Origin of the sequence: Fodinicola feengrottensis (assembly GCF_039530045.1) — a bacterium.
GTDB classification, from domain to species: Bacteria; Actinomycetota; Actinomycetes; order Mycobacteriales; family HKI-0501; genus Fodinicola; species Fodinicola feengrottensis.
Genome location: NZ_BAAANY010000002.1, coordinates 218,080 through 241,425 on the forward strand (window position 1 = coordinate 218,080; position 23,346 = coordinate 241,425).

18 protein-coding genes are annotated in these 23,346 nt (G+C 66.0%); 5 read left to right on the forward strand and 13 right to left on the reverse strand.

From position 1 onward, the window contains the following. Window positions 1-292 precede the first annotated feature (292 nt). Window positions 293-1,402: a Nickel transporter NicT gene (gene nicT / locus ABD301_RS03495; RefSeq protein WP_344307063.1), complete on the forward strand. Its 1,110-nt coding sequence runs from the start codon at window positions 293-295 to the stop codon at window positions 1,400-1,402. On the opposite strand, the gene ABD301_RS03500 is transcribed toward nicT, so the two are convergent. Beyond that, entirely contained in the window at window positions 1,370-2,179 is an 810-nt protein-coding gene (locus tag ABD301_RS03500; RefSeq protein ID WP_344307064.1) for a pentapeptide repeat-containing protein, read from the reverse strand. The genes nicT and ABD301_RS03500 overlap by 33 nt on opposite strands. A 152-nt stretch (window positions 2,180-2,331) precedes the next feature. Between ABD301_RS03500 and ABD301_RS03505 the strand changes: the two genes are divergently transcribed. Next, the gene (locus ABD301_RS03505; RefSeq protein ID WP_344307065.1) at window positions 2,332-3,969 is read left to right on the forward strand and encodes an L-lactate permease; all 1,638 of its coding nucleotides are present in this window, start codon (window positions 2,332-2,334) and stop codon (window positions 3,967-3,969) included. On the opposite strand, the gene ABD301_RS03510 is transcribed toward ABD301_RS03505, so the two are convergent. Beyond that, window positions 3,966-4,838, reverse strand: coding sequence for a TIGR03621 family F420-dependent LLM class oxidoreductase (locus ABD301_RS03510; protein ID WP_344307066.1), 873 nt, complete (start codon window positions 4,836-4,838; stop codon window positions 3,966-3,968). The two genes, ABD301_RS03505 and ABD301_RS03510, sit on opposite strands and share 4 nt — an antisense overlap. 110 nt (window positions 4,839-4,948) lie before the next feature. Then, entirely contained in the window at window positions 4,949-6,028 is a 1,080-nt protein-coding gene (locus ABD301_RS03515; protein WP_344307068.1) for a helix-turn-helix domain-containing protein, read from the reverse strand. A gap of 127 nt (window positions 6,029-6,155) precedes the next feature. Between ABD301_RS03515 and ABD301_RS03520 the strand changes: the two genes are divergently transcribed. Next, window positions 6,156-7,103: an alpha/beta hydrolase gene (locus tag ABD301_RS03520; protein ID WP_344307070.1), complete on the forward strand. Its 948-nt coding sequence runs from the start codon at window positions 6,156-6,158 to the stop codon at window positions 7,101-7,103. Here ABD301_RS03520 and ABD301_RS03525 read toward each other — a convergent pair. The 3 genes from ABD301_RS03525 to ABD301_RS03535 all read right to left on the reverse strand — a co-directional run bounded on the left by ABD301_RS03525 (window position 7,085) and on the right by ABD301_RS03535 (window position 10,463). Next, window positions 7,085-8,656 (reverse strand): 5-guanidino-2-oxopentanoate decarboxylase, encoded by a 1,572-nt coding sequence (locus ABD301_RS03525; RefSeq protein WP_344307072.1) that lies wholly within the window; start codon window positions 8,654-8,656, stop codon window positions 7,085-7,087. The genes ABD301_RS03520 and ABD301_RS03525 overlap by 19 nt on opposite strands. Further along, entirely contained in the window at window positions 8,653-9,801 is a 1,149-nt protein-coding gene (locus tag ABD301_RS03530) for a Glu/Leu/Phe/Val dehydrogenase dimerization domain-containing protein (RefSeq protein WP_344307075.1), read from the reverse strand. The genes ABD301_RS03525 and ABD301_RS03530 overlap by 4 nt, the downstream gene beginning before the upstream one ends. Before the next feature lie 68 nt (window positions 9,802-9,869). After that, window positions 9,870-10,463 carry a TetR/AcrR family transcriptional regulator gene (locus ABD301_RS03535; RefSeq protein WP_279579563.1) on the reverse strand — a complete coding sequence of 198 codons (594 nt, stop codon included), beginning with the start codon at window positions 10,461-10,463 and terminating at the stop codon, window positions 9,870-9,872. Window positions 10,464-10,559: 96 nt separating this feature from the next. Between ABD301_RS03535 and ABD301_RS03540 the strand changes: the two genes are divergently transcribed. After that, window positions 10,560-12,098: an APC family permease gene (locus ABD301_RS03540; RefSeq protein ID WP_344307078.1), complete on the forward strand. Its 1,539-nt coding sequence runs from the start codon at window positions 10,560-10,562 to the stop codon at window positions 12,096-12,098. A 9-nt stretch (window positions 12,099-12,107) separates the two neighbouring features. Here ABD301_RS03540 and ABD301_RS03545 read toward each other — a convergent pair whose 3' ends face one another. Then, window positions 12,108-13,553 carry an L-fucose/L-arabinose isomerase family protein gene (locus tag ABD301_RS03545; RefSeq protein WP_344307080.1) on the reverse strand — a complete coding sequence of 482 codons (1,446 nt, stop codon included), beginning with the start codon at window positions 13,551-13,553 and terminating at the stop codon, window positions 12,108-12,110. Between the two features lie 225 nt (window positions 13,554-13,778). On the opposite strand from ABD301_RS03545, the gene ABD301_RS03550 reads away from it, so the two are divergent. Beyond that, window positions 13,779-14,789: a LacI family DNA-binding transcriptional regulator gene (locus tag ABD301_RS03550; protein ID WP_344307082.1), complete on the forward strand. Its 1,011-nt coding sequence runs from the start codon at window positions 13,779-13,781 to the stop codon at window positions 14,787-14,789. A 9-nt stretch (window positions 14,790-14,798) separates the two neighbouring features. Here ABD301_RS03550 and ABD301_RS03555 read toward each other — a convergent pair whose 3' ends face one another. The 6 genes from ABD301_RS03555 to ABD301_RS03580 all read right to left on the reverse strand — a co-directional run bounded on the left by ABD301_RS03555 (window position 14,799) and on the right by ABD301_RS03580 (window position 23,345). After that, complete coding sequence (locus ABD301_RS03555; protein WP_344307084.1) at window positions 14,799-16,712, reverse strand: ABC transporter ATP-binding protein; 1,914 nt, start codon at window positions 16,710-16,712, stop codon at window positions 14,799-14,801. Next, a complete protein-coding gene (locus tag ABD301_RS03560) occupies window positions 16,712-19,876 on the reverse strand; it encodes a lantibiotic dehydratase (RefSeq protein WP_344307086.1) in 3,165 nt (1,054 codons plus the stop codon). The genes ABD301_RS03555 and ABD301_RS03560 overlap by 1 nt, the downstream gene beginning before the upstream one ends. Window positions 19,877-19,887: 11 nt before the next feature. After that, on the reverse strand, window positions 19,888-21,219 hold the full coding sequence (locus ABD301_RS03565; protein WP_163567387.1) for a lanthionine synthetase C family protein: 1,332 nt from the start codon (window positions 21,217-21,219) through the stop codon (window positions 19,888-19,890). 4 nt (window positions 21,220-21,223) lie between these two features. Continuing rightward, window positions 21,224-21,388: a hypothetical protein gene (locus ABD301_RS03570; protein WP_163567386.1), complete on the reverse strand. Its 165-nt coding sequence runs from the start codon at window positions 21,386-21,388 to the stop codon at window positions 21,224-21,226. Between the two features lie 254 nt (window positions 21,389-21,642). After that, window positions 21,643-22,485, reverse strand: a complete 843-nt coding sequence (locus ABD301_RS03575) for an ABC transporter permease (protein WP_344307089.1) — start codon at window positions 22,483-22,485, stop codon at window positions 21,643-21,645. Beyond that, window positions 22,482-23,345, reverse strand: coding sequence for an ABC transporter permease (locus ABD301_RS03580; RefSeq protein WP_163567385.1), 864 nt, complete (start codon window positions 23,343-23,345; stop codon window positions 22,482-22,484). The genes ABD301_RS03575 and ABD301_RS03580 overlap by 4 nt, the downstream gene beginning before the upstream one ends. Between the last annotated feature and the right edge of the window lies 1 nt (window position 23,346).

A 23,346-nucleotide genomic window follows, 5' to 3' on the forward strand; every position in this document is an offset into this window, starting at 1 on the left:
TCGCCTCCATGTCGCCGTCACCTCGGCCTGACGCTAGGAGCCAGGCCGGCCGATGAGAAGGGGAACCGCCACTTGCCGGAGACCAGTGCGCTCCGTCGCCGCGTCACACGCTGCGCGTACGCGCGTCCGAACGCCACCACTGGTCTACAGGACGCTCGAACGGGCGGACCTTTGCCCTATTGAGCATCAAACCGGCGCGAAATTGCCATCGACCCTGGCCCACCTGATGCAAGTCATTTGCAGATACCAGATAATGGGGGAAGAAGACTGAGGACGTAAAGAAAGGCTGGCCATGGCCGCTCCCACCGCTGCCGCGGTTCGCACTCGCCGGTTCAGCCTCTCGCCTGGCGAGTGGCGCAGCGCCGGCGGCATGGTGACCATGATCGCCGTCCTGCACCTCCTGGGCTGGGGCACTCTCGTCCTGCTGGTCATTCCGGCCGGGTACAAGGTCGGCAGCGGCATTTTCGGCATCGCGCTCGGTGTCACCGCGTACACGCTGGGCATGCGACACGCGTTCGACGCCGACCACATCGCCGCGATCGACAACACCACGCGAAAACTAATGGCCGACGGCAAACGGCCGATGTCGGTCGGATTCTGGTTCTCACTCGGCCATTCCAGCATCGTGTTCCTGCTGTGCGTTCTGCTGGCGCTCGGCATTCACGTGGCCGGCCAACTGGGTGATGACAGTTCCACCCTGCACCAGGTCACCAGCCTGATCGGCACGCTGGTTTCGGGCGTTTTCCTGATGATCCTGGGCATCATCAACCTGGTGATCCTGGTCGGGATCGTCAAGGTGTTCCAGCGGATGCGGCACGGCGACTACGACGAAGCCGAATTGGAGCACCACCTCAACAACCGCGGCTTCATGAACCGGATTCTGCGCGGGGTCACCAAAGCCGTCACCAAACCGTGGCAGATGTATCCGGTGGGCCTGCTGTTCGGCCTCGGTTTCGACACCGCCACCGAAATCGGCCTGCTGGTGCTGGCCGGCGGCGCGGCCGCTTCGTCACTGCCTTGGTACGCGATCCTGACCCTGCCGGTACTTTTCGCCGCCGGCATGTCACTGCTGGACACCATCGACGGATCCTTCATGAATTTCGCGTACGGATGGGCCTTCGCCAAGCCGGTCCGCAAGGTCTACTACAACATCACCATCACCGGGCTGTCCGTGCTGGTCGCGGTGGTGATCGGCGGCGTCGAGCTGATCGGCCTACTGGCGGACAAACTCGGCATAGACTCCGGCCCGCTGGGCTGGATCGCCGGCCTGGACCTGAATTACGTGGGATTCGTCATCGTCGGGTTGTTCGTCCTCACCTGGATCGTCGCGCTCGCGGTCTGGCGGTTCGCCCGAATAGAGGACCGCTGGTCATCGGCTCCAGTGCCCGGGTCGGCTGACTGAGCCCGGAAGTCTCGTACGAGCGTCGCCGCGCGCCGCGTTGACCTGAGACTGGGTAAGGAAAATGCTGCCAGTGAGGTCGGCCCCGCGCAGGTCTGCGTCCCGCACGTCGGCGCCGATCAGATCAGCCAACCGCAGGTCCGCCGCACCAAGATCGGCGCCGATCAAGTAGGCACCGCGCAGATTCGCGCCGCGCAAGTCGGCATTCCTCAGCCGTGCGCCGATCAGGTCCGCTCCGCTACGGTCTTTTTTCTTACGCCCGGCGTTAGCTCGTACGAGTTCACTGGTCTTCACCAACAACACGTTGACACCCTGCCGGTGTTCGGCCACGTCGAATTTCATGAGGACATCGGCGTTTTCGTGAGTCAGTCGCTCGGTTTCGTCGTACCCGCGAACGATCTCGTCTCGCAGCGAGCGCGCCGGCTCCAGCTCCCGGGCCTCGGCCAAATACCAGAGCAGTTCGTGTAACTGGCGCATCACCGGAAGCAAGGCGAACATGTGACCGGCGGTCTCCGGCGCCTGTCGCCAATCCTTACCACCGAAAGTCTCCTGGGAGATTTTCTGGCCAGCACCAAAACAGTCATAGACCGTACAACCGGCAAACCCGCGCGGTCGCAGGTCTTGGTGAATGCCGCAGCGAAAGTCATCGGCCAGGTTCGGACAAGGTTCGCCGGCGCGTTTGTCTATCCCGAAGTCCGCCGACTTCGCGAACGTCAGCGCGACACAGCACAGGCCGAAACAGCTGGCGCAGTCGGCGCGCAGCTCAGACTTCTCGGGCAATGGTTCACTCTCCTGCCCATGCCGGCGGGCTGGCACAAGTCCATCCTGGTCGCCCCTTCCACCCGCCGCGACACAGTGCCATCATAGGCCTTTCAGATATGTGTTTCATGTCACATACATGAACGACCTGGCCGATGGTCATGGAGGCGCCGGTGTACACGCAGAACCTGAATCCGACCGGTTCGCTGACGTTGTCTGCTTTGCTCGCTTCGCTGCCGTTGTTGGCATTGCTGATCGCGCTCGGCGTTTTCAAGTGGCGCGCCCATTGGGCTGGTACGGCGGCGCTGCTGATCTCGCTGGTGGTCGCCATCGCCGTTTATCACATGCCGATTGGACAGACCCTGAACGCGGGCGTTTTCGGTGCCGCGCTGAGCATTCTCGCGGTTCTGTGGATCACCTTCAACGCGATCTGGATCTACAACTTGACCGTACGAACCGGGCATTTCGCGGTGCTGCGGCGGGCTTTCGCGGCTATCAGTGACGATCGGCGGATCCAGGCGATCGTCATCGCGTTCTCGTTCGGCGCATTGCTGGAATCGCTGGCCGGCGGTGGCTCGCCGATCGCGATCTGTGCCGTCATGCTGATCGCGATCGGCTTCCACCCGCTCAAAGCCGCCACCGTAGCACTTGTCGCGAACACCGCTCCGGTGGCGTTCGGCGGCCTGGGCAACCCGATCACCATCATGGGCCAGGTCACCGAGCTGTCCGCCGGCTCCTTCGGTGCCATGGCCGGCCGCCAAGTCGCCATTCTCGCGGTTTTCGTGCCCTTCGTCCTGGTCGGCATCGTGGACGGCTGGAAGGGCGTACGCGAGGTGTGGCCGGCCGCGCTCACCTGCGGGCTGTCCTTCGGGATCGCGCAGTTCGCGTTTTCCAACTTCGTCAACTACAAACTCTGCGACATCTTCGCCTCGCTGGTGTCCGCGCTCGCCGTCATCCTGCTGAACCGGGTATGGAAGCCGCGGCCAGCCGTCGTCGCGGTGCCGGTGATCGCCGGTGGCGCCGCCGACGACCCGACTTTCACCCGGCGAGTGGGCGACCCCGGCGGCGACTCCCGCAAGGATGTGGTGCTGGCTTTCGCGCCCTACGCGGTGGTTGTGGTGCTTTTCTCCCTCGCCCAGGTGCCGGCCATCGCGACCGTCCTCAACGCACCGACCATCACTTTCAGCTGGCCGGGCCTGAGCATCCTTTCGCAGGCGGGAAAAGCGGTCTCAGTGGCGTACAAGCTGAACTGGCTGTCCGCCACCGGCACCCTCCTTTTCCTGTCCGGCGTGATCACCGCGCTGCTGCTCGGCGTGAAACCGTTGGCGGCCCTCAAAACGTACGGGCAGACGCTCCGGCAGTTCGGCTGGGCGATCGTGACGATCTTGCTCGTTTTCGCGCTGTCGTACGTGATGAACCTGTCCGGCCAGATCTCCACGCTCGGCCTCTGGCTCGCCGGCGCCGGCGTGTTCTTCGCCTTCCTCTCGCCGCTGGTCGGTTGGTTCGGCGTCGCGGTCACCGGTACGGACGCCGGCTCGAACGCGCTTTTCGGGAAACTGCAGGTGACCGCGGCCCAACAGCTGCACGCCAGCCCGATCCTGTTCGGCGCCGCGAACACCTCCGGCGGCGTGATGGCGAAGATGATCTCGCCGCAGAACCTGGCGATCGGTACCGCCGCGGTCGGCGAAGTCGGCGCCGAAGGCGTGCTGTTCCGTCGAGTTTTCGGCTGGAGCGCGCTCTTTCTGCTGGCGATGTGCGTGATCGTCTTCCTGCAGTCCACCCCGGTCCTGGGCTGGATGCGGGTGGGCTAACGCAACTCCTCCATCACCGCGGCGAAATCCTTCATCGAGGTTTCCAGGACGGTGAAATGCGAGATGCCGGTGTCCGCTCGGATCTCGCGCAGCCGGTCCGCGATTTCCTTGACCGTACCGATCTGCAGAATCGGTGTGTCGTCAAGCAAGTCCGCGTCGGTTCGATCGGGGCTCATCATCCGCGCCCGCTCCAGGGTGGCCTTCGGGTTGTCCGTGACCGCGACCCGCTGGATTAACAGGTTGAACTCGACGTCGTCGGCGCGCTCTCCGGCCGCCGTACGGGTGAAAGCCGCCCGCTCGACGAGCGTCGCGGTGTCGCCGGCGACGAGGGAACCGGCCTTGGCCACCCCAGTGAAACCGATGATTTCGGCGTGCTTCGCGGCCAGCCGCAACACCCGGTCCCCGGCGCCGCCGATCAACAGCGGCGGTCGCGGTGCCTGGACTGGTCGTGGCTGATGGTCAGGGTCGGCCAGAATCCGGTCCAGCTCAAGGATCGTGTGCTCCAGCCGGTCCACCCGCTGGCCGCCGCTTTCGAAGGGCAGCCCGGCGGTGTCGAACTCCGCTTTCACATATCCGGTGCCCAGGCCAAGATCCAGCCGGCCACCGGTGAGCTGGTCGAGGCCGGCGACCTCACGGGCCAGCAGCGTGGGGTTGTAAAAAGCCACGTTCAAAACGAAAGGCGCCACCCGCGGCCGCTCGGTCGCCTCTGCCGCCAGCAAAAGACTGGTAAAGGGCGCCGGCATGCCGAGGTGATCGGGCACCATGATCACGTCGTAGCCAGCTGATTCGGCCGTACGCGCCTTGCCTACCCACTCATCGCGGCCGCAGGCCGCCAGCAGATTGACGGAAAAACGAAAAGGTCGGCTCACCTAGGGCGTGTCTCCTAATTCCAGGTGGATGAGGGTCGAGATCCAAGCGCCGGCTGGGGTTAGGAGACACACCCTAATATCCCTTCGGACCGGAAGTTACCTCCTGGACCTTACGTCGGGCCCGCGGTGTCCCGGATTCGACGCAGGACGAGCGCGAGTTGCAGCCGAGCACGGCCGGCCGGGGTGTCCACGCGAAAACCCAGCACGGACTCGGCAAGCGCGAGCCGCGCGGCCACCGTGCTGTGGTGCCGAAACACGGCGGCCGCCGCCTTGCGAACCGAGTCCGTTGCCTCCACCGCGATCAGGATATCCAGGGTTTCCGCGCCGCTCGCGCCCCTTGCGAGCTGGTCCAGAGCTGTCACATCGGCCACCGTCGCGATGTCCGCGGCAGTGAGCCTTTCGGCTAGCAGCGCGAAACCGCCGAGCTCGGCGGCTCGTACGACCGGCTGTACTGCCGTGCCCAAACGCACCGCCGTACGCGCGGACCGCCAGGCCCGCGGCGCCTCGATGGCCGGCGTCCGCTCGGCGATTCCGACGATCGTCCCGGCCGGCGGCCGGATGTGCGGTTCAGTGTCTGGGAAAAGCCAACTCACCAGAGCCGCCCGCTGCTGCCCGAGATCAGCCGTCCGTACGCCGGCGGGTCGGCCGCCGAGCGCGGCAACCACCTCGTCGAACCCGGACGTCGTCGAACTTCGCACCGCCAGCACGAAAACCGGTGTGGTCGGCGCGAGCCCAAGCAACTGCAGTGCCCGCGAGCGCTCAGCGATGCCAGCGCTGTCAGACAAAGCCAGCTCCACCAGCGCCGGATCGCCCAGCTCGGGCGCCGGCACCCGGGAGTGGTCGAGCAGCGCGGCCGCGGTGATCGCGAAACGCTCCAGCACCATCGCGTCCAGCGGCAACGGATCGCTGGCCCGCTCCAGCCAGATCGTCATCCCACCAGCGAACTTGCGGCGGATGGCCGACGCCGGCACCTTGCCGGCCGTGCTGAGCCGGCCGCTGGGGTCCGCTCGTACGAACAAACCGCCGTCCACCCGTACGCCCGCGGGGCACTCCGCGAGCCGCGCGGCATTGCGTACCAGCGTGTCCACATCGGTCGGCCCGGTGATCATCTGGTCGAAGAAGCCGATCACTCGCAGCGCGTTCTCCGCGTCGGCGTCCAAGGCGGACAGCCGCAGGATCAACCCTTCCATAGGCCGGACCCTACGCCGTGAACCCGCCAGTTGGCTCGCGGATGGCCGCGATGCCCGCCAGCTGGCGGCTGCTTTCCGGTAGCGGAAGGGACCATCCTTGCTTTAGATAGCCGAGAAGGAGGACACCATGACGTATGCATTTGATCCGGAGTTGCGGCCCTGGGTGGAGATGCTGCCCAAGATCGACATAGCCAACCTCGACCTCGCCGCTCTGCGCTCGGGCGGCATCCCGCAGCTGTTCACCCAGCACACGTACGAGCCGACGCAGCCGCTGGAGATCCGGAACCTGACGATCCCGGGCCCGGACGGTGGCCCGGACGTGCCGGTACGGGTGTACGCGCCGGCCGAGCACGGCGGCGACCTGCCGGGCCTGGTCTACATCCACGGCGGCGGCTTCATCCTGGGCAGCCTCGACCAGGTCGATCCGCTGGGCCAGCGACTCGCGGACCAGCTGTCCATGGTCGTGGTGTCGGTCGACTACCGGCTGGCTCCGGAAAACCGGTTCCCGGCCGGCCTGGAAGACTGCTACGCGGCCCTGCTGTGGACCGCCGCCAAGGCCGCTGACCTGGGCATAGACCCGACCCGGCTGGGAGTCGGCGGCGACAGCGCCGGCGGTGGCCTCGCGGCGGCGACCGCGCTGCTCGCGCGGGACCGCGGCGGCCCGGCGATCAAGGCGCAGATCCTCGGCGTACCGGAACTGGACGACCGGCTCACGACGCCGTCGATGGTCGCTTACACCGACACTCCTCTGTGGAACCGCCCGAACGCGACCGCGAGCTGGCGCTTCTACCTTCCTGAAGAGGTCGAGCCGGGCGGCGACGCGGTGTCCGAATACGCGGCGCCCGCCCGCGCCAAGGATCTTTCCGGGCTGCCTCCGGCTTACGTCAGCGTCTGCGAATTCGATCCGCTGCGCGACGAAGGCATGATTTACGCGCAACGGCTCGTACAAGCCGGGGTCGCCACCGAGCTGCATCTCTACCCGGGCACTTTCCACGGCTCCGGGATGATCGTCGACGCCACGATCAGCAAGCGGATGGCCGCCGACACCATCGAGTATTACCGCCGCGCACTCTGAATATGAATCAAGGTGGGACGATCGGCGGCCAGGGCGTTCGTGATGTCCTCGGTGAGGTCGCCGGCCGTCATCGCGTGGCACCCCAAAGACTGGCCTAGCGCAACGAAATCGGGATGGCCGAGGTCGACCGCGTGGACCGGGTCGCCACGCTCGGCCATCTCGTTGCGTATCTCGCCATAGCCGCCGTTGTCCACTATCAGTACGGGCAAGGGCAACCCCAGCTGGGCGGCGGTGGCGAGTTCCGCGACGGTGAACATCAGGCCACCGTCGCCTTCCAGGGCCACCACTGGAGTGTCCGGCTCGGCCAGCTTCGCGCCAATCGCGGCTGGCAGGCCGTAGCCGAGGGTTCCCAGCCCAGTGGGGAAAAGAAAGCACCCGGGCCGATAGCCGGGCAGGTTCGACAGTGCGCCGTAATAGCTGACCATCGCATTGTCGGCGGCGACCACGCCGTCCCGCCCAAGGGCCGCCGCCAGGCTGTCCACAATGGACCTCCATGGGGCGCCTTCGATGGCGGCCTGCGCACTGACCCGTTCCCGCCACTGCGCTGGCCGCTGCGTCGATTCCCTTGCTGGCAAAGCCAAAGCCAGCTCGGTCAACGCCTGCCGGGCATCGCCAACGATCGCCAGGTCCGGCTCGGCGTTCGTCAGCAACTGCGCCGGGTCGATATCCACTCGTACGAGCTTGCCACGAAACTCCAGGCCACCGGCGAAAAGATCGGAAGGCGCCAACTCGGTGCCGATCGCCAGCAGCACATCGCATTCGGCGACAAAGTCGAAAACCGCGCGATGGTGCAGGCCGGCGCCGAGCGACAGCGGATGATCAGCCGGCAGGATTCCCTTGCCGTTGGTGCTCGCGATCACCGGCGCGCCCAGCGACTCGGCCACCCTCGCCAATTCCGCGGCCGCGGCTCGTACGCCCCCGCCGGCGATGATGCCCGGAAACTGAGCGTCAGCCAGCATGTGCGCGGCCTCGGAGATCGCCGCCGGGTCCGCGATCGCGGTGGCCACCCGGATGGGCGCCGGCAGCCGTACGCTCGCGACCCGGTCGAGAAGATCCAGCGGCACATCGATATGCCGAGGTCGCGGCCGGCCCGTACGCATATCGGCGAAAGCCTGCGCCACCGCGACCGGGATCTCCTGGACGCTGTGCACCCGATGGCTGCCGGCGGTGACCGCGTCCATCGCGGCCCGCTGATCCTTGACCTCATGCAACAGCCCGTTTCCGCGGCCGGGATGGTCGACCGGCACCGCTGGCGAAAGGAAAAGCACCGGCACCGAGTCCGAATAGGACTGTGCGGCGGCGGTCGCCGCGTTGAGGATCGCCGGACCGGTGGTCGTCACTACCACGCCCGGCCGGCCGCTCACCCTGGCATAGCCGTCAGCGGCATAGCCGGCACCCTGCTCGTGCCGGGTCAGCACATGCCGGATGCCGTACTGCTGGAAATACGGGTAGATCGGCAGGCTGTGAGTGCCGGGAATCCCGAAAACGGTGTCCACGCCGTGGGTGGCCAACCCGGCCACCAGGGCCTCGCCGCCGGTCATTTGTCTGCTCACGACGGGAATCGTACGGCGATCCGGTCCAGATTTTGCGCGGCCAGCGCCAGCGCGGCGGCGCGTGGTGTGCCAGGCCGGGCCAGCGTGGCCGCGACGAGAGCGCGCATCCGCTGCCGGATCTTGCCAAAGGCGGATTCCGCGGTCGGCTCGATGTCTCCGAACAAAGTCCACCACCACCAGGCGTTTGTGGCTGAATTCGCGAGAAAATCCGGGATGATGGTGACCCCGCGAGCGGCCAGCGACCGCTCCGCGGCGGCGGTCACCGGCAGGTTCGCCGCCTCGACGATCACCTGGGCCGCGACCCGATCGCAGTTCGTTTCGTCCACGCAATAGGAAACGGCCGCAGGCACCAGCACCTCGGCCGGCACCGCGAGCCAATCGTCCAGCGGCAGCGTGGTGTCCCCGGGACGCAGTCCCATCCGGTCGATGCCGCCAAGCGGATCGCGGTGCCGCAACAGGTTTTCCACGTCCAGGCCGGCCGGATTCGCCACCACGCCGTGCCGGTCGGCGATGCCCACCACGAGAACTCCGGCAGCGGCCAGATATCGCGCGGTGGCCCCACCCATCGACCCGAAACCCTGCACCACCGCCCGTACCGGCCCGTCTTTTGCTGGCAGCGCAGCCAAAGTCGCTTCGGCCACGCCGTACCCGCCAACGAGTTCATCCAGCGGCACGCCGTCGACCTTCACCCCGAACGCCGCCGCGAGCCGGTCGCGAGCTTGCTTTTCGTTGTCCAGCAACGGATAGACCGCCTGGATCGAACTACCCATGCCCATCTCGCCGAGCACGTCGTCGATGGTGTCCTGGCGTAGCCCGAAATCCTCGCCCATCGTCCAATGCCGCTCGATCAGCGCCCGCATCGCGGTGAGATAACGACCCAGAATCTCACGGGCGTTGCGATCGTACGGGTCGAAGTCGATGCCCCCTTTGGCGCCACCGAGCGGCACGTACCGGCCCGTCGAGTCGTAATGCAGCGCTTCTTTCAACGTCATGCCGGCGGCCAGCCCACGCACCTCGTCGAGCGTGCAGCCCGCGCGCATCCGCAGCCCACCGCTGGAAACTCCGCGCACCAACCGGTCGATGACCAGGAAACCGGTCGTACCGGTCACTGGATCGACCCAGGTGACCTCCAGATACGCGGCCATGGACACCTCTCGCTACTGACTGATTGATTAGTCAGTATCGAGAGTATGGGCCGATCCGTCAAGGACTCCTAAATGCCCAGCTCGGCCTTGAGGCAGTCCTGCAGCCAACTGGTCACCTCGCGCCGGGTGATCGCGCCGGGACGGGCCACCAACTGCACCGCGAGGCCGTCCAGCAGCGAGGTCAGCCGCCATGCGGCGGCCCGCGGATCGGCGCAGCGGAACTCCCCGCTGGCCACCCCCTCGACGATCAGGTCGGCCACCGTCTCCCGCCACCGCAGGTCCAGCCGCTGCGCCACGTCACCCAGAATCGGGTCACGCAGGCCGGCCGCGATAGCTTCGATCCACAGCGTCCAACCGGCCGCGTCGCCGGTCGGACCGTACTGCCGCAGCACCGCCCGGAGCCGTTTTTCGGCGCCACCACTGGTCTTCTTGAGGGTCCGATCCAGGGCCGCGAGATCTTGCTCAGCGGCCGCCGCGAAAGCCTGGGCGACCAGGTTCTCGATGGTGCCGAAGTGGTAGAAAATAAGTGCCGTACTCACGCCCAGCGCCTTGGCGATCTCGGCCGCTCTGGTGCCCGCGATGCCGCGCTCGCGCACCTGGTCCAGCGTCGCGGCAAGGATCTCGTCCCGCCGGACCGCCACCGCTTTCCGCTCCCGTTCCACCTCCGGAACAGTACCGGCGACCTTGACAACCGGCGACCCTGCCCACACAGTGACTCCAACAGTTTACTGATCGAGTAGTCAGTACGAGGTGTGGCGATGTCGACGAGCCCAACCCTGAGCCGGCAATGGGACAACCAGCGCAAAAACCTGCGCAAGACCTTTCGGCGCTTCGATGTGCTGGCCTTCCTGGTGTGCACGATGGTCGGCCTGGACACCATTGGTTCGGTCGCCGCACACGGCCCGCAGGGCTTGGTGTGGATGGTGATCCTCGCCGCGGTTTTCCTGCTGCCGTACGGAATGCTGGTGTCCGAGCTGAGCACCGCGATCCCGGTCGAGGGCGGGCCGTACGTGTGGACCAAGCTCGCCTTCGGCAAGTTCGTGGCGGCGATCAACCAGGTCATGTACTGGTTTTCCAACCCGGTCTGGGTGGGCGGCACGCTGTGCATTCTCGCGGTGACCACTTTCCAGACGTTTTTCTTCCCGCTGCCCGGATTCTGGGGTTACCTGGGCGGTCTGGTCTTCATTTGGGCGACCGTGCTGGGCGTGCTGGCCGCCCTCAACATCGGCAAATGGATCCCCACCGCCGGCGCGTTCGTACGCATCCTGATGCTCGGCTTCTTTGTTGTCACTGCGATTGTCTACGGCGTACAACACGGCATCCAGCCATTGACCGGCAGCGCTTTCGCGCCCAGCTATCTCGGATTCATCGCGCTCGTACCGGTGCTGATCTTCAACTACGTCGGCTTCGAACTCCCCAGCAACGCGGCAGAGGAGATGACCAACCCGCAGCGGGACATCCCCTTCGCCGTGCTGCGCACCGGCTTTGGCGCGTTCATCTTGTACGGCGGACCGATCCTGTGCATTCTGCTGGTGCTGCCGGCCAAACAAATCAACGGGCTAGGTGGATTCCTGGACGCGGTGAAGGCGGTTTTCACCGTCTACGGCGGAAGTGTCCACTCCGACGGCACGGTTGAGTTGTCCGGCGCCGGCGCGGTGTTCGCCGGCATCTGCGCTGCCGGCTTCATCATTGGCCTGCTCACCAGTGGCGTCACCTGGTCGATGGGCGGCGATCGGGCCCAGGCGGTGGCCTGCACGGACGGCGCCGGCCCGGCCTGGCTGGGAAAAATCTCACCGCGATTCGGCACGCCGGTCCGCATCAACGTGCTGTCCGGCATCCTGTCGACGATTATGATGGTGTTGGCGCGCGTACTCACCTCCGGCGACGGTCAGAAATACTTCTCCGCCGCCCTCGGCCTCGCGATCTCGACGACTTTCTTCACGTACATCGCGATGTTCCCGGCACTGACCGTGCTGCGCCGCAAACTGCCCGACCTCCCCCGGCCGTACCAGGTGCCCGGCGGCCGCATCGGCGCGTGGGTGGTTTCGTCGGTCACCGGACTGATCGTGCTGTTCACCGTGGTTGTCTTGCTGTGGCCCGGTTTCGGCGTCGGCTGGTTCGGCACGTCCGGCAGTCCGGACGACTCGCTGCCGGCGAGTTTCGCTGGGCAGCGGCTCGGTTACACTCTCAGCCAGGTGCTGCCCTTGCTCGCCATCATCCTGGTGGGCGTGATCTTCTTCGTGGTCGGCTCGTACCAGCTGCGCAAAGCCGACCGCGAACCCGACCTGATTTCGTAGGATCGTGGCCTAAACTCGCACTTCGCGAAAGTCCAGGCCGAGGAGATCGGCCACCGCGGCCAGTTCGGCGGCGCGGTGGCCGGTGCCCAGCGACCAGTGGTGGTCAACACCGGAAGCGCTCCAGGAATCAGTCCATTCTCCTGGATCGCAGCCGAAATCCACCCGTGAGGTGGTGTTGCCGATCCTCAGCAGCGGGCCAGGCACCACCGTGCCCTCGGAGGCGACCATCAGGTAACTGCCGTCTTTCGCCTGCCCGAGGCCGAAAGCTGTCACCGGCCCCTGCCGTACGTCGAATTCCACCGAGACACCCCAGCCACGTTTTCCGTGATAGACACCCAGCCCGCGCAGCAGCGGGCGGCGACCACTGATGGCCAGGTGAGCCGGGCCATCGTGGCCCATTTCCACGACGTTGTCGAGGAAGTTCAGCGCCTGCAGCTCGGTGAACGACCCACCGGCGCCGAGGCGGTCCATGATCAGCATGGCCAGCGAATTCCGCAGTTCGTACTCGCCAGCTGCCGGGACTCCGCGCGCGGTCAGCAGCGATGCGCCCAAAATCAGGCCGGCGCCCAGGCGCTCATGCTGCTCGCCGGCCAAACCTCGGTGATAGTAGGCCAACGAATCCAGACCGAAATCCTCGACCAGCCGGTCGAGGCCGACCGAGACCCGAGCGCCCCAAGCGAAATCGGTCTCATCGACGGTGTCATCGAGGTCGAAAACCGAACGCGCCAAGTCCATTCGGGCGACCGCTTCGGCATCTGACACTTTCTCGACCCGTACTCGAAGGTCATCCAGTTCCAACACCTCGACATGTCCGCCAAGCTGCGCGGAAACCGAGGTGAGGTCGGTGGAGACATCCAGCATGCCAGGGTAAAGATGGCCCATCAGCCCATGCCGGGCGTGCCGGAGCGCGCCACGCACAGCCGCTGCCCGTACCCACCGACCGATCCGGGTCCACGCCCGCTCGTCCTCCAGAAAGCCCGACACACTCCGAAAGTCGATGCCGGCCCGGCGAAAGGTGTTGGCCATTTCCGGCAACGGACAAGAGCCGCAGTAGGCCAGCCAGGCGCCGGTATCGAAGGTGTCGTGGTCCATCTTTTCGGTTGGTTGCAGGTTGATCAGCAGCACCGGCGCACCGCTTCGCTGCGCTACCGGAGCAAGCATCGACGCCGTCATGTACGTCGTCAGAAAACCGACAATCAGGTCACACCCGGCGACCCGCAGCCGCTCGGCCGCCGCCGCGCCTTCGTACGGATCGGAGATGAATCCGACATCGACCACCTCGAAGTCGTCCTCGCCCAGCGCCCGCAGTCGTTCTCCCACTCGCGTCGCTGAGCGCTGAAGCTGGGGAAGCAGATCGGGAAACTGTGGCCAGTACGCGCCGAGGCCGCCGGCCACCAGGCCAATTTTGGCCTTGCGTGGCCGCACCCGCGGCAGTGTCTCAGGCACTGAAGTCATCCAAACCTCCGCGAATCCGGGCCCTCGGGTGAAACCTTTCAGCAGCACGCTAGGGTGCGCGTACAGCCTCGTCAAGGCGCTCTCCGCACATCCCACCCGCGGTGAAATGATTCATGTCCAAAGGTGGCCAGTGATCGACACCCTTGCGTCTACCAGGCCCGCTGGTTAGCATCGCCGCCTAATACGTTTCAAATACGCCTGACGATGGCCGAAGCGGAGACGCACATGACGGGCGCCGGGGCACCCAGCATCAAGGATGTAGCCGCGGCGGCGGGCGTTTCGCTCGGCACCGTCTCCAACGTGCTGAATCGGCCGGAACAGGTCAGCCAGCGGACTCGCGCCCGCGTCGAGGCAGCAATTGCGTCCCTCGGCTTCGTCCGCAACGAATCGGCCCGGCAACTGCGCTCCGGCCGCAGTCGTACGATCGCCTTTGTCGTGCTGGACGGCGGAAACCCGTTCTTCACCGACGTTGCCCGCGGTGTCCAGCAGGTCGCCGACGCGGCCGGCATGGCGGTCTTTCTCTGCAACAGCGGCGATGATCCGAGCCGTCAGGCCGCTTACGTTGACCTGCTGGAAGAACAACGGGTCGGCGGCATGCTCATCACCCCCTTGGCCGGCGACGAGGAACGCATCGACCTCCTGCGCCAACGCGGCATGCCAGTCATCGTGGTCGACCGCGCCGGCGGTCCCGGCAGCTGCTCGGTTACCGTCAACGACCTGCTCGGCGGCGAACTCGCGGTCACCCACCTGGTGGACGGCGGTCACCGCCGAATCGCCTTTGTCGGTGGCCCCATCGGCATCGGCCAAGTCGCCGACCGACTCCGCGGCGCCCGGGAAACCCTGGCACAATCCGGAAAGGGCGACCTCGTCGTGCTGGAAACCACCGCCCTCAACGTCGCCGAAGGCCGCCGCGCCGGCGAACGCCTCGCCGGCCTACCCGCCTCCCGCCGCCCCACCGCTGCCTTCTGCGCCAACGATCTGCTGGCCCTGGGCCTCCTGCAACAAATGGTACGACTGGGCCGCCGCGTCCCCGACGACCTCGCCATCGTCGGCTACGACGACATCGAATTCGCCAGCGCCGCCGCCGTACCACTGAGCTCAGTCAGCCAACCACGAGAACTTTTGGGCCGTACGGCCGCGGAGCTCCTCCTCTCCGAAGCACGAGATGGCTCCACACATGAACACCAGCAGGTAGTCTTCGCCCCCGAACTCGTCGTCCGCTCTTCCACCATGTAACCGCGCGGCTCAAACAACCCCTTCGGCCTGGTAAGCAGACGCCTGCAAAGAGAAAAGAGTCGCGTACACCCCCTCGGACGCCATCAAATATTCATGCGTCCCCTGCTCCACAATCCTGCCCTTTTCCAACACGACGATCACATCAGCGTGCCGCACGTTGGCCAGCCGATGAGTAATAAGAATAGTCGTACGCGCGTCGCCATCTGACTCACTCAATCGCTGCAAGGACTGGAAAACCGCATGTTCGGCCCGGGCGTCCATCGCCGCGGTTGGCTCGTCCGCCACCAGGATCGGGGCGTCCCGGTAGAGGCCGCGGGCGACGCTGATCCGCTGCCATTGACCGCCGGACAGGTCGCGGCCGTTGCTGAAGCTCCGGGACAGTACGGTTTTTCCACCGTGCGGCAGTTCTTCGATCACCGCATGGGCGCCGGAATCGCGCCTCGCCCGGGACAGCGCTTCACCGGTCGGGTCGAGGCGGTCGAGGCGGCCGATGCGGATGTTGTCGTCCGCGGTCATCGGCCAACGCGCTGGATCTTGCAGGACCATGGTGATGCGCTGGTGGATCGAGAGTTCGTCGACGGTGGTCAGGTCGACGTCGTCCCAGCGGACGGTCCCGGTTGTCGGCTGATAGAGCCCGGTGAGCAGTTTCGCGAGCGTGCTTTTGCCCGATCCGTTCTCGCCCACCAGCGCGATCGTCTGTCCTTTGTGGATCGTCAGGTCGATGTCGCGCACCGCCGGCGCGTCCTGGCCAGGATAGGTGAATGACATCGCTTCGGTGCTGATCCGCTGCGGATCGGCTGGCGCGGCGAGGTCGGATGGTGTGGCCGTACGTTTTGCGGTCTCTTCCAGCAGAGTTGTATAGAGCTCCAGATACAACGTGTTCTCGTAGAGTGTATTGACGCCGAACATTGTGTTGGCAAGTGCCGATGCCGCCATCCGCATCGCCACCATGGCGGCACCTGCCAGCGCCAACGCAAGCGTGCCGGAATAGAGCAGCATCCCCAACGCCCCGAAGGCAACCCCGCTGCCGACCCCAGCGATCGCGCGTCCTACCAAGTGGACACGGGTTTTCGCCAGCTCAACCCGCCGCGATTCGGCGGTCAACTGGTCGCTGATCCGGCGATATTCGCCCAGCAGCGCCGATCCAGCAGTGCATGCGCGCATTTCGGCGGCGTTGTCGCGGTCGGTCAGCAGGTCGCTCGCAAGGCTCTGTCGCCGGTGCCGGGAAACCATCCGCAGGAAAGAACGATAAGAGAGCTTGGCTGCCCGCGCGGACGCCCAGACATTCGGTACGACGGCCAGCAAAACCAGTGGTGCCAGCAATGGATGCAGCAGCCCGGCGGCGACCACCGCGGCGCACAAGTAGATCACCGATCCGCTGATGTCCGCGATCGCCTTGATACTGGACCCAATGCTGTTGACCCCATGCAGCAGACTCTGCCGCAGCAAATCGGCGTAATCGCTGTCCTCAAAGGCAATCAGCGGCACCTTCGATACCGCCGTATGCACTTGGACCTGCGCGGCCTGCTCAACCTGAGGTTTCAACACCGCCTGCGCCGCGCCGCTGAGGGCTTCCAGCAAGGCCCGCGCCGAAAACGCCGCCACCACCTGGACAACGGCCGGGAGCGACGCTACCACGAGCGCCGGCGTCGGGCCCTTCGCCAACAACGAGGTCAGCACATCCGCGGTCGCCAGCAAGCCAAACGCCGTTACGCATCCGCTGACTATCGCCAACACGCCGGCCGCCGCCGTGAGCCACCGGGACGACCGCCATGCCAACCCGACCACCAGTCGTACGCCCGCGGGCAGCGCCCGTAAGGTGCGCCACAAACTGGTGGAGGCCACTTGCTGCTCGATGAGCGTCCATTTCGGCAGCGACAGGTCATCGACCCCGACCAGCGGCCGACCCGCGTCGGCCGTCATCAAGTCGCTCGCGGGCGCCAGGGTGCGCGCACGAGGCTTTCCCTGGTACGCAAAGCCAGACCGAGGACTCGCTGCTCCGGCGGGTGGCCGCAGCCCAGTAGCCGATTGCAGTGCATATGCACAAAACTGCGGGCGAGGTGAATCTTGGGCCGCAGAAGTTCGGCATTCTCCGCTAGCTGGTCCAGATCATCCGCCACCGCCCCGACAACAGTGTCCCTCGCGGCGAGGATTTCCCGCGCGGCCGGACCATCGGGTTGGTTGAGCAGCCAGTCCGGCTCTCCGAGCACCGACCGCAGAGCGGGCTGCTGCGCCCGGAACTCCTCCGAGGTGTCCTTGCGTTCCACCAATCCAGCGGCGTAGAGGCGCTCACGCTCGGCCGTGTCGAGGCCCAGTGCGGCCAACAGCCGGTCAACCGAGTAGATGGCAAGCTCGGTACGGTCGATGTCCGACTTTTGTTGTTCGAGCAGGCTCAGCAAATCCACCACGGCGACGCTGTCGGCCGCGAAGAGTCGCTCGGACACCACCATCGCGGCGGGACCGCCGTAGCGCTCCACCTCCTGGTCGTACGTGTCGAGGCAGAACCGTTGCACATAGCCGTGCGCCACCAGATCGGCTCCCCAGCGCAACAGGGTGGGCGCGAGCCGGTCATTCAACTTGTCGGGATTGCCGTGCCAACGCACCCGGATATGCGGCTCCGGATCCTCGTAACGCATGAAAAACCACGAGTCGGCGAGCCCATTGGCGGTCGCCTCGCTGGCGAGATCACGAATCGGACCAGCCAGCAGGTCCTGCTCGTACGGCGGCAGGTGGTAGAGCTTGGCGAACAGCCAGTCGCTGCCCGGTGGCCACAGCCTCGCCTGCGGGAGCGGTGGGGCGACCGGTGGTACGGCCGCGGCCCGCGCTCGCGCGGCACGCGGTTTTTCTTCGCTGTTCAACACAACGGGGACCACCAGCTCGCTCAGGTACGTGCCATCCGCGCCCGGCACCCAGGCGTGATCCGGCGCCGGCAACGCCTCGTGCAGCAGGACCGCGGGACCGTCGCCGCCGGCTTTCCTGCTCTCCGCCCGAAGTTGCTCGAGATGGTCTGGCTCATCCAGGTCGAGCAGCAGCCGGTTGTCGGCGAGGGCGAGATACGAATACCGCGGCGGTTGCCAGCGCTCCCGCCATTTTCCGAAAGAGGCGGCGAAAGCCTGCGGCGCCGAGCAGTCCAGGGTGCCGGCGGGAATCTGCCAGCGGGCCGGGGTGAGCACGGCACGGCCCAGTTGTACACGTGGGAGGAAGGGAAATCCGGCCGCGGGTCCCCAGTCGAACGAGCTGAAGGTTGTCCGGTGGTCACGGCTGACCTCTTCCAGAAACCGTACGATGGCCGGCGCATTCGAAGTGTTCAGCATATGCCCGGCCGTTGGCACCACCTCCCGATCCGCGGCCGGCCAACGGATCACGAATCGACCGTCCCGAATGCCCACCGTCAGCTCGTTCACCGGCAACTGCCGGTCCAGTGCGGCGCCGGGCGTGGTGCCCAGCGCCAGCTCCCGGTCGCGGACCAGTGGGCGGATGGTGACGTTGGCGAGCCTGCAGCTGCGTGGCAAGTAGGTCACCTCGGCGCGGATCTTTTCGCTGTCCCGGGCTGTCTCCGCGTCCGCCACCGCCTGCAGCGCGGCCACCGCCGAAGCGCCGAGTTGGTCCGCGAACCGGCCGAGCACCCGGCCGGCCGAGCCGGCACCGAGATTCGGTCCAATCACCACTTGAAAATCGCCGGCATCCACCGCCGCGGCCGACCTCGCCAGCACGAAAGCCGAAATATCCAGCGAAGTCGGCGCGTTCGCTGGTTTCAGCTCCTCGACCTGGAGCTTGTCCATTGTCGCCGCGTCCAACTCGACGACCTGTTGGCCGTCTTTGATGGCATTCAACGCGAGATCGACCAGAGTCCGCTCTCGTACGGACGGTTGCTCACTATGCGAAGCACGGGCCGGCCGGTGCGAATGACCGGGCGCGCCGAGGCCCAGCTTGGGATCGAGCAGCTCCAGGATCGGCACCTCCCGCTCGGATCCGTATTTTGTCTCGAATTCAGACCGATACTCGTCGAGATGGATGGAGCCATTGGGCCGCGGCGACAACCGGAGCAAGGTCTCGGCAAGGGTGGCCACCTCGCTTGCCACCGCAGCACTGACCTGGCGATTTTCCAGTGAAAGCGCCAAGTCCGTCTGCAGCGGCCCTTTCCCGGCCGGGCCGTCCTTGCTCGGTACGACTTCGTGAGCGGCCTGCGCTTTGGCTGCCAGCTTGGCATAGCCGGGTGCGGCTTGATCGAGATCGAGCCGGTCCCAGTCGGCTATCTCGGTCAACAGGTCAGCCAGCGCGCCGGCCTCGGCGGCGGCGGTCGGGATGCTCGCCAGCTTCTCGGCCACATACCGGGCCGGATGGGCGATCGTCAGCGGCGGTCGCAGATCGGTCAGCAACACCGTTTGTTCCCACAGTTGCTGGACAAACGGTTCGACCTTGGAACGCGACGCACCGCTGGCCGACAGGTGGCCAATCAGTTCTTCGTACGGGATAGGCGTACGAGCGCATTCCAACGCCGTGCGTACGGCCCCGGTCGCTCGCAGGTTAACCGCGCGGCCGGCCTCAGCCGGATCGCCGATGGTCGCTCTTTCGGTGAGGAAGAGCCGATCGGCGCGGACAAACGCGGCCGGATTCGCGTACCAGTTCAGACCGGACCGCACTTCGGCACGTCTTTCCACGGTGGCGACGAAATCCATCAGCCAGCCCATGTCCGGCCTGGTATGGGTACGCGGGTGGTCGGCGCTCAGGGAGAGGTCAGTACGATCGCCCCATTCAGCCAGCCCGACGCCAGCGAAGGCCCCGAAAGGCGTCGGCCGAATGGACATCCGGATGAGATAGCGCAACAGTTTCCCGGCCAAACGCCGCTGCGCGGCCGCACTCGTTGGCGGGTTTTCCAGCGCTCGTACGAGATCGCCGGCACCGACCGCGAGGGCGCGCTGCATTCGGGGGTCGGCCGGCACCGCCGAGCCCGGAGCGGTTTCGGTTGGCCACTGACGCTCCGGTTGGCCGGCCAGCGCCAGATACTGCTCAACTGGGAGCACCGGCGTACGCACCATCAGCCAGTCCAGCGGCCGATACAGCGGCTGTCGGCTCGCTCGACCCACCTTTTTCTCCTTCACGCTAGTAACAACAGCCGGTCCCAGCCGGGCTCCCGGTCGCTGCCCGCGGCCAGCAGGGCAAGGGCGGCACCGGCCGCGCCGTCCAGCAGCCCCGGCCGGTCCACCAGCTCACCACCGGCCTCCGATGCGAAATAGCCGAGCGGACGTTCTGGTTGGTACAGGGCCAAAAGTCTCTCAGTAAGATCGATTGCCTCGGCCGCGAACAGGTCGTCGCCGGTGTCATTCCAGAACCGCAGGGTGATCTGCAGCAGACCGCCGACGCCGTGGCACAACCCTGGGGAACGGCCGACAATCCTGACTTTCCATGGCCGGCGATAGACGGCGGCCATCGCCTGCAGGGCCATCGATCGAAGCTTGTCATCGTCCAGGGCCGCGCCAGCCAACCACAGCACCCTGGCTATTCCGGGAGTGCCATAGCACCATCCACTCTGCGCCGGATAGGGCAGATCCCGAGTTTGCTGGGACGGCGGGACGGCGGCCGGCCAGTTCGGACCCCATTCGTCGTCAAGGCGGTGATTCAGGATCCATTGCACGGCCTGCTCAATCGCCACTTCCTGTCCTGGCACCGAAATGCCAGCGGTCGCGGCCAACGACAGCACTGCTACCGGCCCGGGAATGCCATGCGACAAGCCCAGGTTGTAGGCGCCTTCCCGGAATTCCTTGGCCATCGGGCTTTCCGGTACGAGCGCGTCGAACGGAGTGAACCAGTTGGGCCCGTCCGGCCCTTCGCCGGTGAGCACCACCAACCCGGCCAGTACGGCTCGCAACGACTGGACAGCTGCCGGATTTTCGGTCCTGCGAAGGAGATAGCCGGCCGTCCCGGCCAGCCCGGCGACGGCGTCGTACGCCCGGGACGGCAGGCCCGTTGGGGTCTTCGCCAACTGTTCGCCGCGAGCCCGTGCGATCGGTACGATCGCGTCGTCCGCTTTTGCCAGCAACTGCTGGTATCGGCTGCCGCCCTGCGAGAGCCAGTGGGCGGTGAAAGCGATTCCGCCCAGTCCGCCGAAGAGTCCAGGGTGGGCGCTCCAGGGCCCTTCGATGGCCCGGGTGGCATCGGCGAGCGCCGCGTGGGCGGCATGGTCCCAGCCGTGCCCCGGCCGCAGCCGGTCCAACTGCCCATGCAGCACAGCGGCGCCCGCCGACGATTCCAGCCCGGCCTGCGTTGGCGCGACCGGCGTTCCGAGGGCCTGCGCGCTGCCCATCGCGCGCAGGCGCTCAGCCACCTCGGTCGCGGTCGAGACCGCGATCGCCGCCAACGGCACGGGCAGCGGCGTACGCCACGGCGCCATCGGACCGGACGGCGCCGGCGCAGGTTTCAGGCTTGTCATGGAATTACCGGCAGTCCCAACCGTGGGTGTTGCAGAGTCCACAGGTCGCGTCGTGCGAGTCGTCGCAACCAACCGGACCGGAGGTGTGTGCCGGTCCGGACCACGGCGACTGGTAGTTCGGCTCCTCCAGCCGAATATCCAGGTCGAATTCGTCCAAGCCGTTGGGCATGTCATTTTCCTTTCGAGAGAAGAAGAACAGGCAAGCACTGTCCAGGTTGCGGCCTGCCGGAGCCGTTGGCGATGGGCGGCGACCGGGAAGATCCAGGAAAGGTTCCCGGTATCGACGGGAACACCTGAAGTCTTTCGAGGTCAGCGCCGCCAAGTTTCCCCTAAGGGCAGCGATACGCGCACAACCGTGAATCACTCGGGAAGGCGCACAACAGCCGGGCATCGAGGAAAGATGCCCGGCTGGAGGTCGAAAATCTAGACTTTGCGGCGACGAGCGGCGAGCGCGCCACCGGCCGCGAGCAGCACGCCGAAGGCGAAGATCAGCGTGCCCATCACGTTGACCTGGGGCGGCAGGCCGACCCTGGTGGCGCCCCAGATCCACAGCGGGAAGGTCTCGGTCGACCCGGCATTGAAGCTGGTGATGATGAAGTCGTCGATGGACAGCGCGAAAGCCAGCAATGCGCCGGAAAGAATGCCGGGCAGGATCATCGGCAGGGTGACCAACCGGAAGGTGTCCCACGGCCCGGCGCCGAGGTCGCGGGCGGCCTCTTCCAGTGAGGGGTCCAAAGTCGCGGCCCTGGCCCGTACGGTGATCGCCACGAAGGACAGCGAGAACATCACGTGCGAGATGAGAATGGTCAGATATCCCCGCGGAATGTCCAGGTTCAGGAACATGGACAGCAGCGCGGCACCCATCACCACCTCGGGCGCGGCGATGGCGGCGAACATGATGGTGTCCAGAATGCCGGCGCCGCGGAACCGGTAGCGGGCCAGCGCGAGCCCGATCAGAGTGCCCAGAGCGCCGGCGATGACCGCGGTGAGCAACGCGATCGTGACCGAGTTCAGCAGCGCCACAGTCAGGTCCGGAATGGCGAAGAGGTCGCGATACCAGTGCAGGGTGAAGCCCTGCCAGGTGTTGTTGAACCGACCTTTGGTGTCGTTGAAGCCAAACACGATCATGCCGGCGACCGGTACGAACAGCCAGGCCAGCACCGCCCAGGTCCAGACCCGCAGATATCCACCGGACCGGCGCGCCCGTGCGGCCCGCGCCGGCACGTCAGCGACGGCGGTCGGTGGCTCTTGCGTGAGTACGCTCATCGGGCCGCCGCCTCCATGATGTCCTTGGTGCCCAACGCTCGCGCGTACGCGAAAATACCGATCAACAGCAGTGCCATCAGAGTGAAGGAGAGCACCGAGGCGATCGGGTAGTTGCTGGCCACGAAATACTGCGACTGGATGACGTTGCCGATCATGGTGTTCGCGGTGCCACCGAGCACCTGGGAGTTCACGAAGTCGGAACTGGCCGGCACGAAAGTCATGATGACACCGGCGAAAACTCCAGGCAGCGACAGCGGCAGGATGATCTTGGTGAAGATCGCTGTTCGGCCCGCGTAAAGGTCACGACCGGCCTCCACTATCCGGTGGTCGACCCGGTCCAGCGCCAGGTAGATCGGCAACACCATGAACGGCAACCAGTTGTACGTGAGGCCCAACACCACCGCCGGAGCGGTCGCGAGGACATGGAAGTCCGCGGGCAGCAGCCCCCAGGACTTCAGCGGCGCCAACAAGATGCCGTTGTCTGACAGGAGAAAGCTCCACGCCGTCGTACGCAACACAAAGGAGACGAAGAACGGCAACAACATGAGCAGCAGGTACGTGGATTTGCGGGTGCCACCGTGGAAAGCGATCCAGTACGCCATCGGGTAGGCGAGCACGATCGCGAGGATGGTCGCCGCCAGCCCGTAGGCCAGCGACCGCAGGAGCTGGGTGTGATAGAGCCCGATCGCGTTGGTGTAGTTGGAGAAACTCCACGTCGGGCTGAAGCCGCTGACCACGTCACCGGTCTGCAGCGAGAGCGACAGCATGAAGACCGCTGGGATGACGAAGAAAATGGCCAGCCAGAGTCCGCCGGGCAGGACCAGGAAGTACGGTGAAAGCGTCGCGCGCAGCCTGTTCATC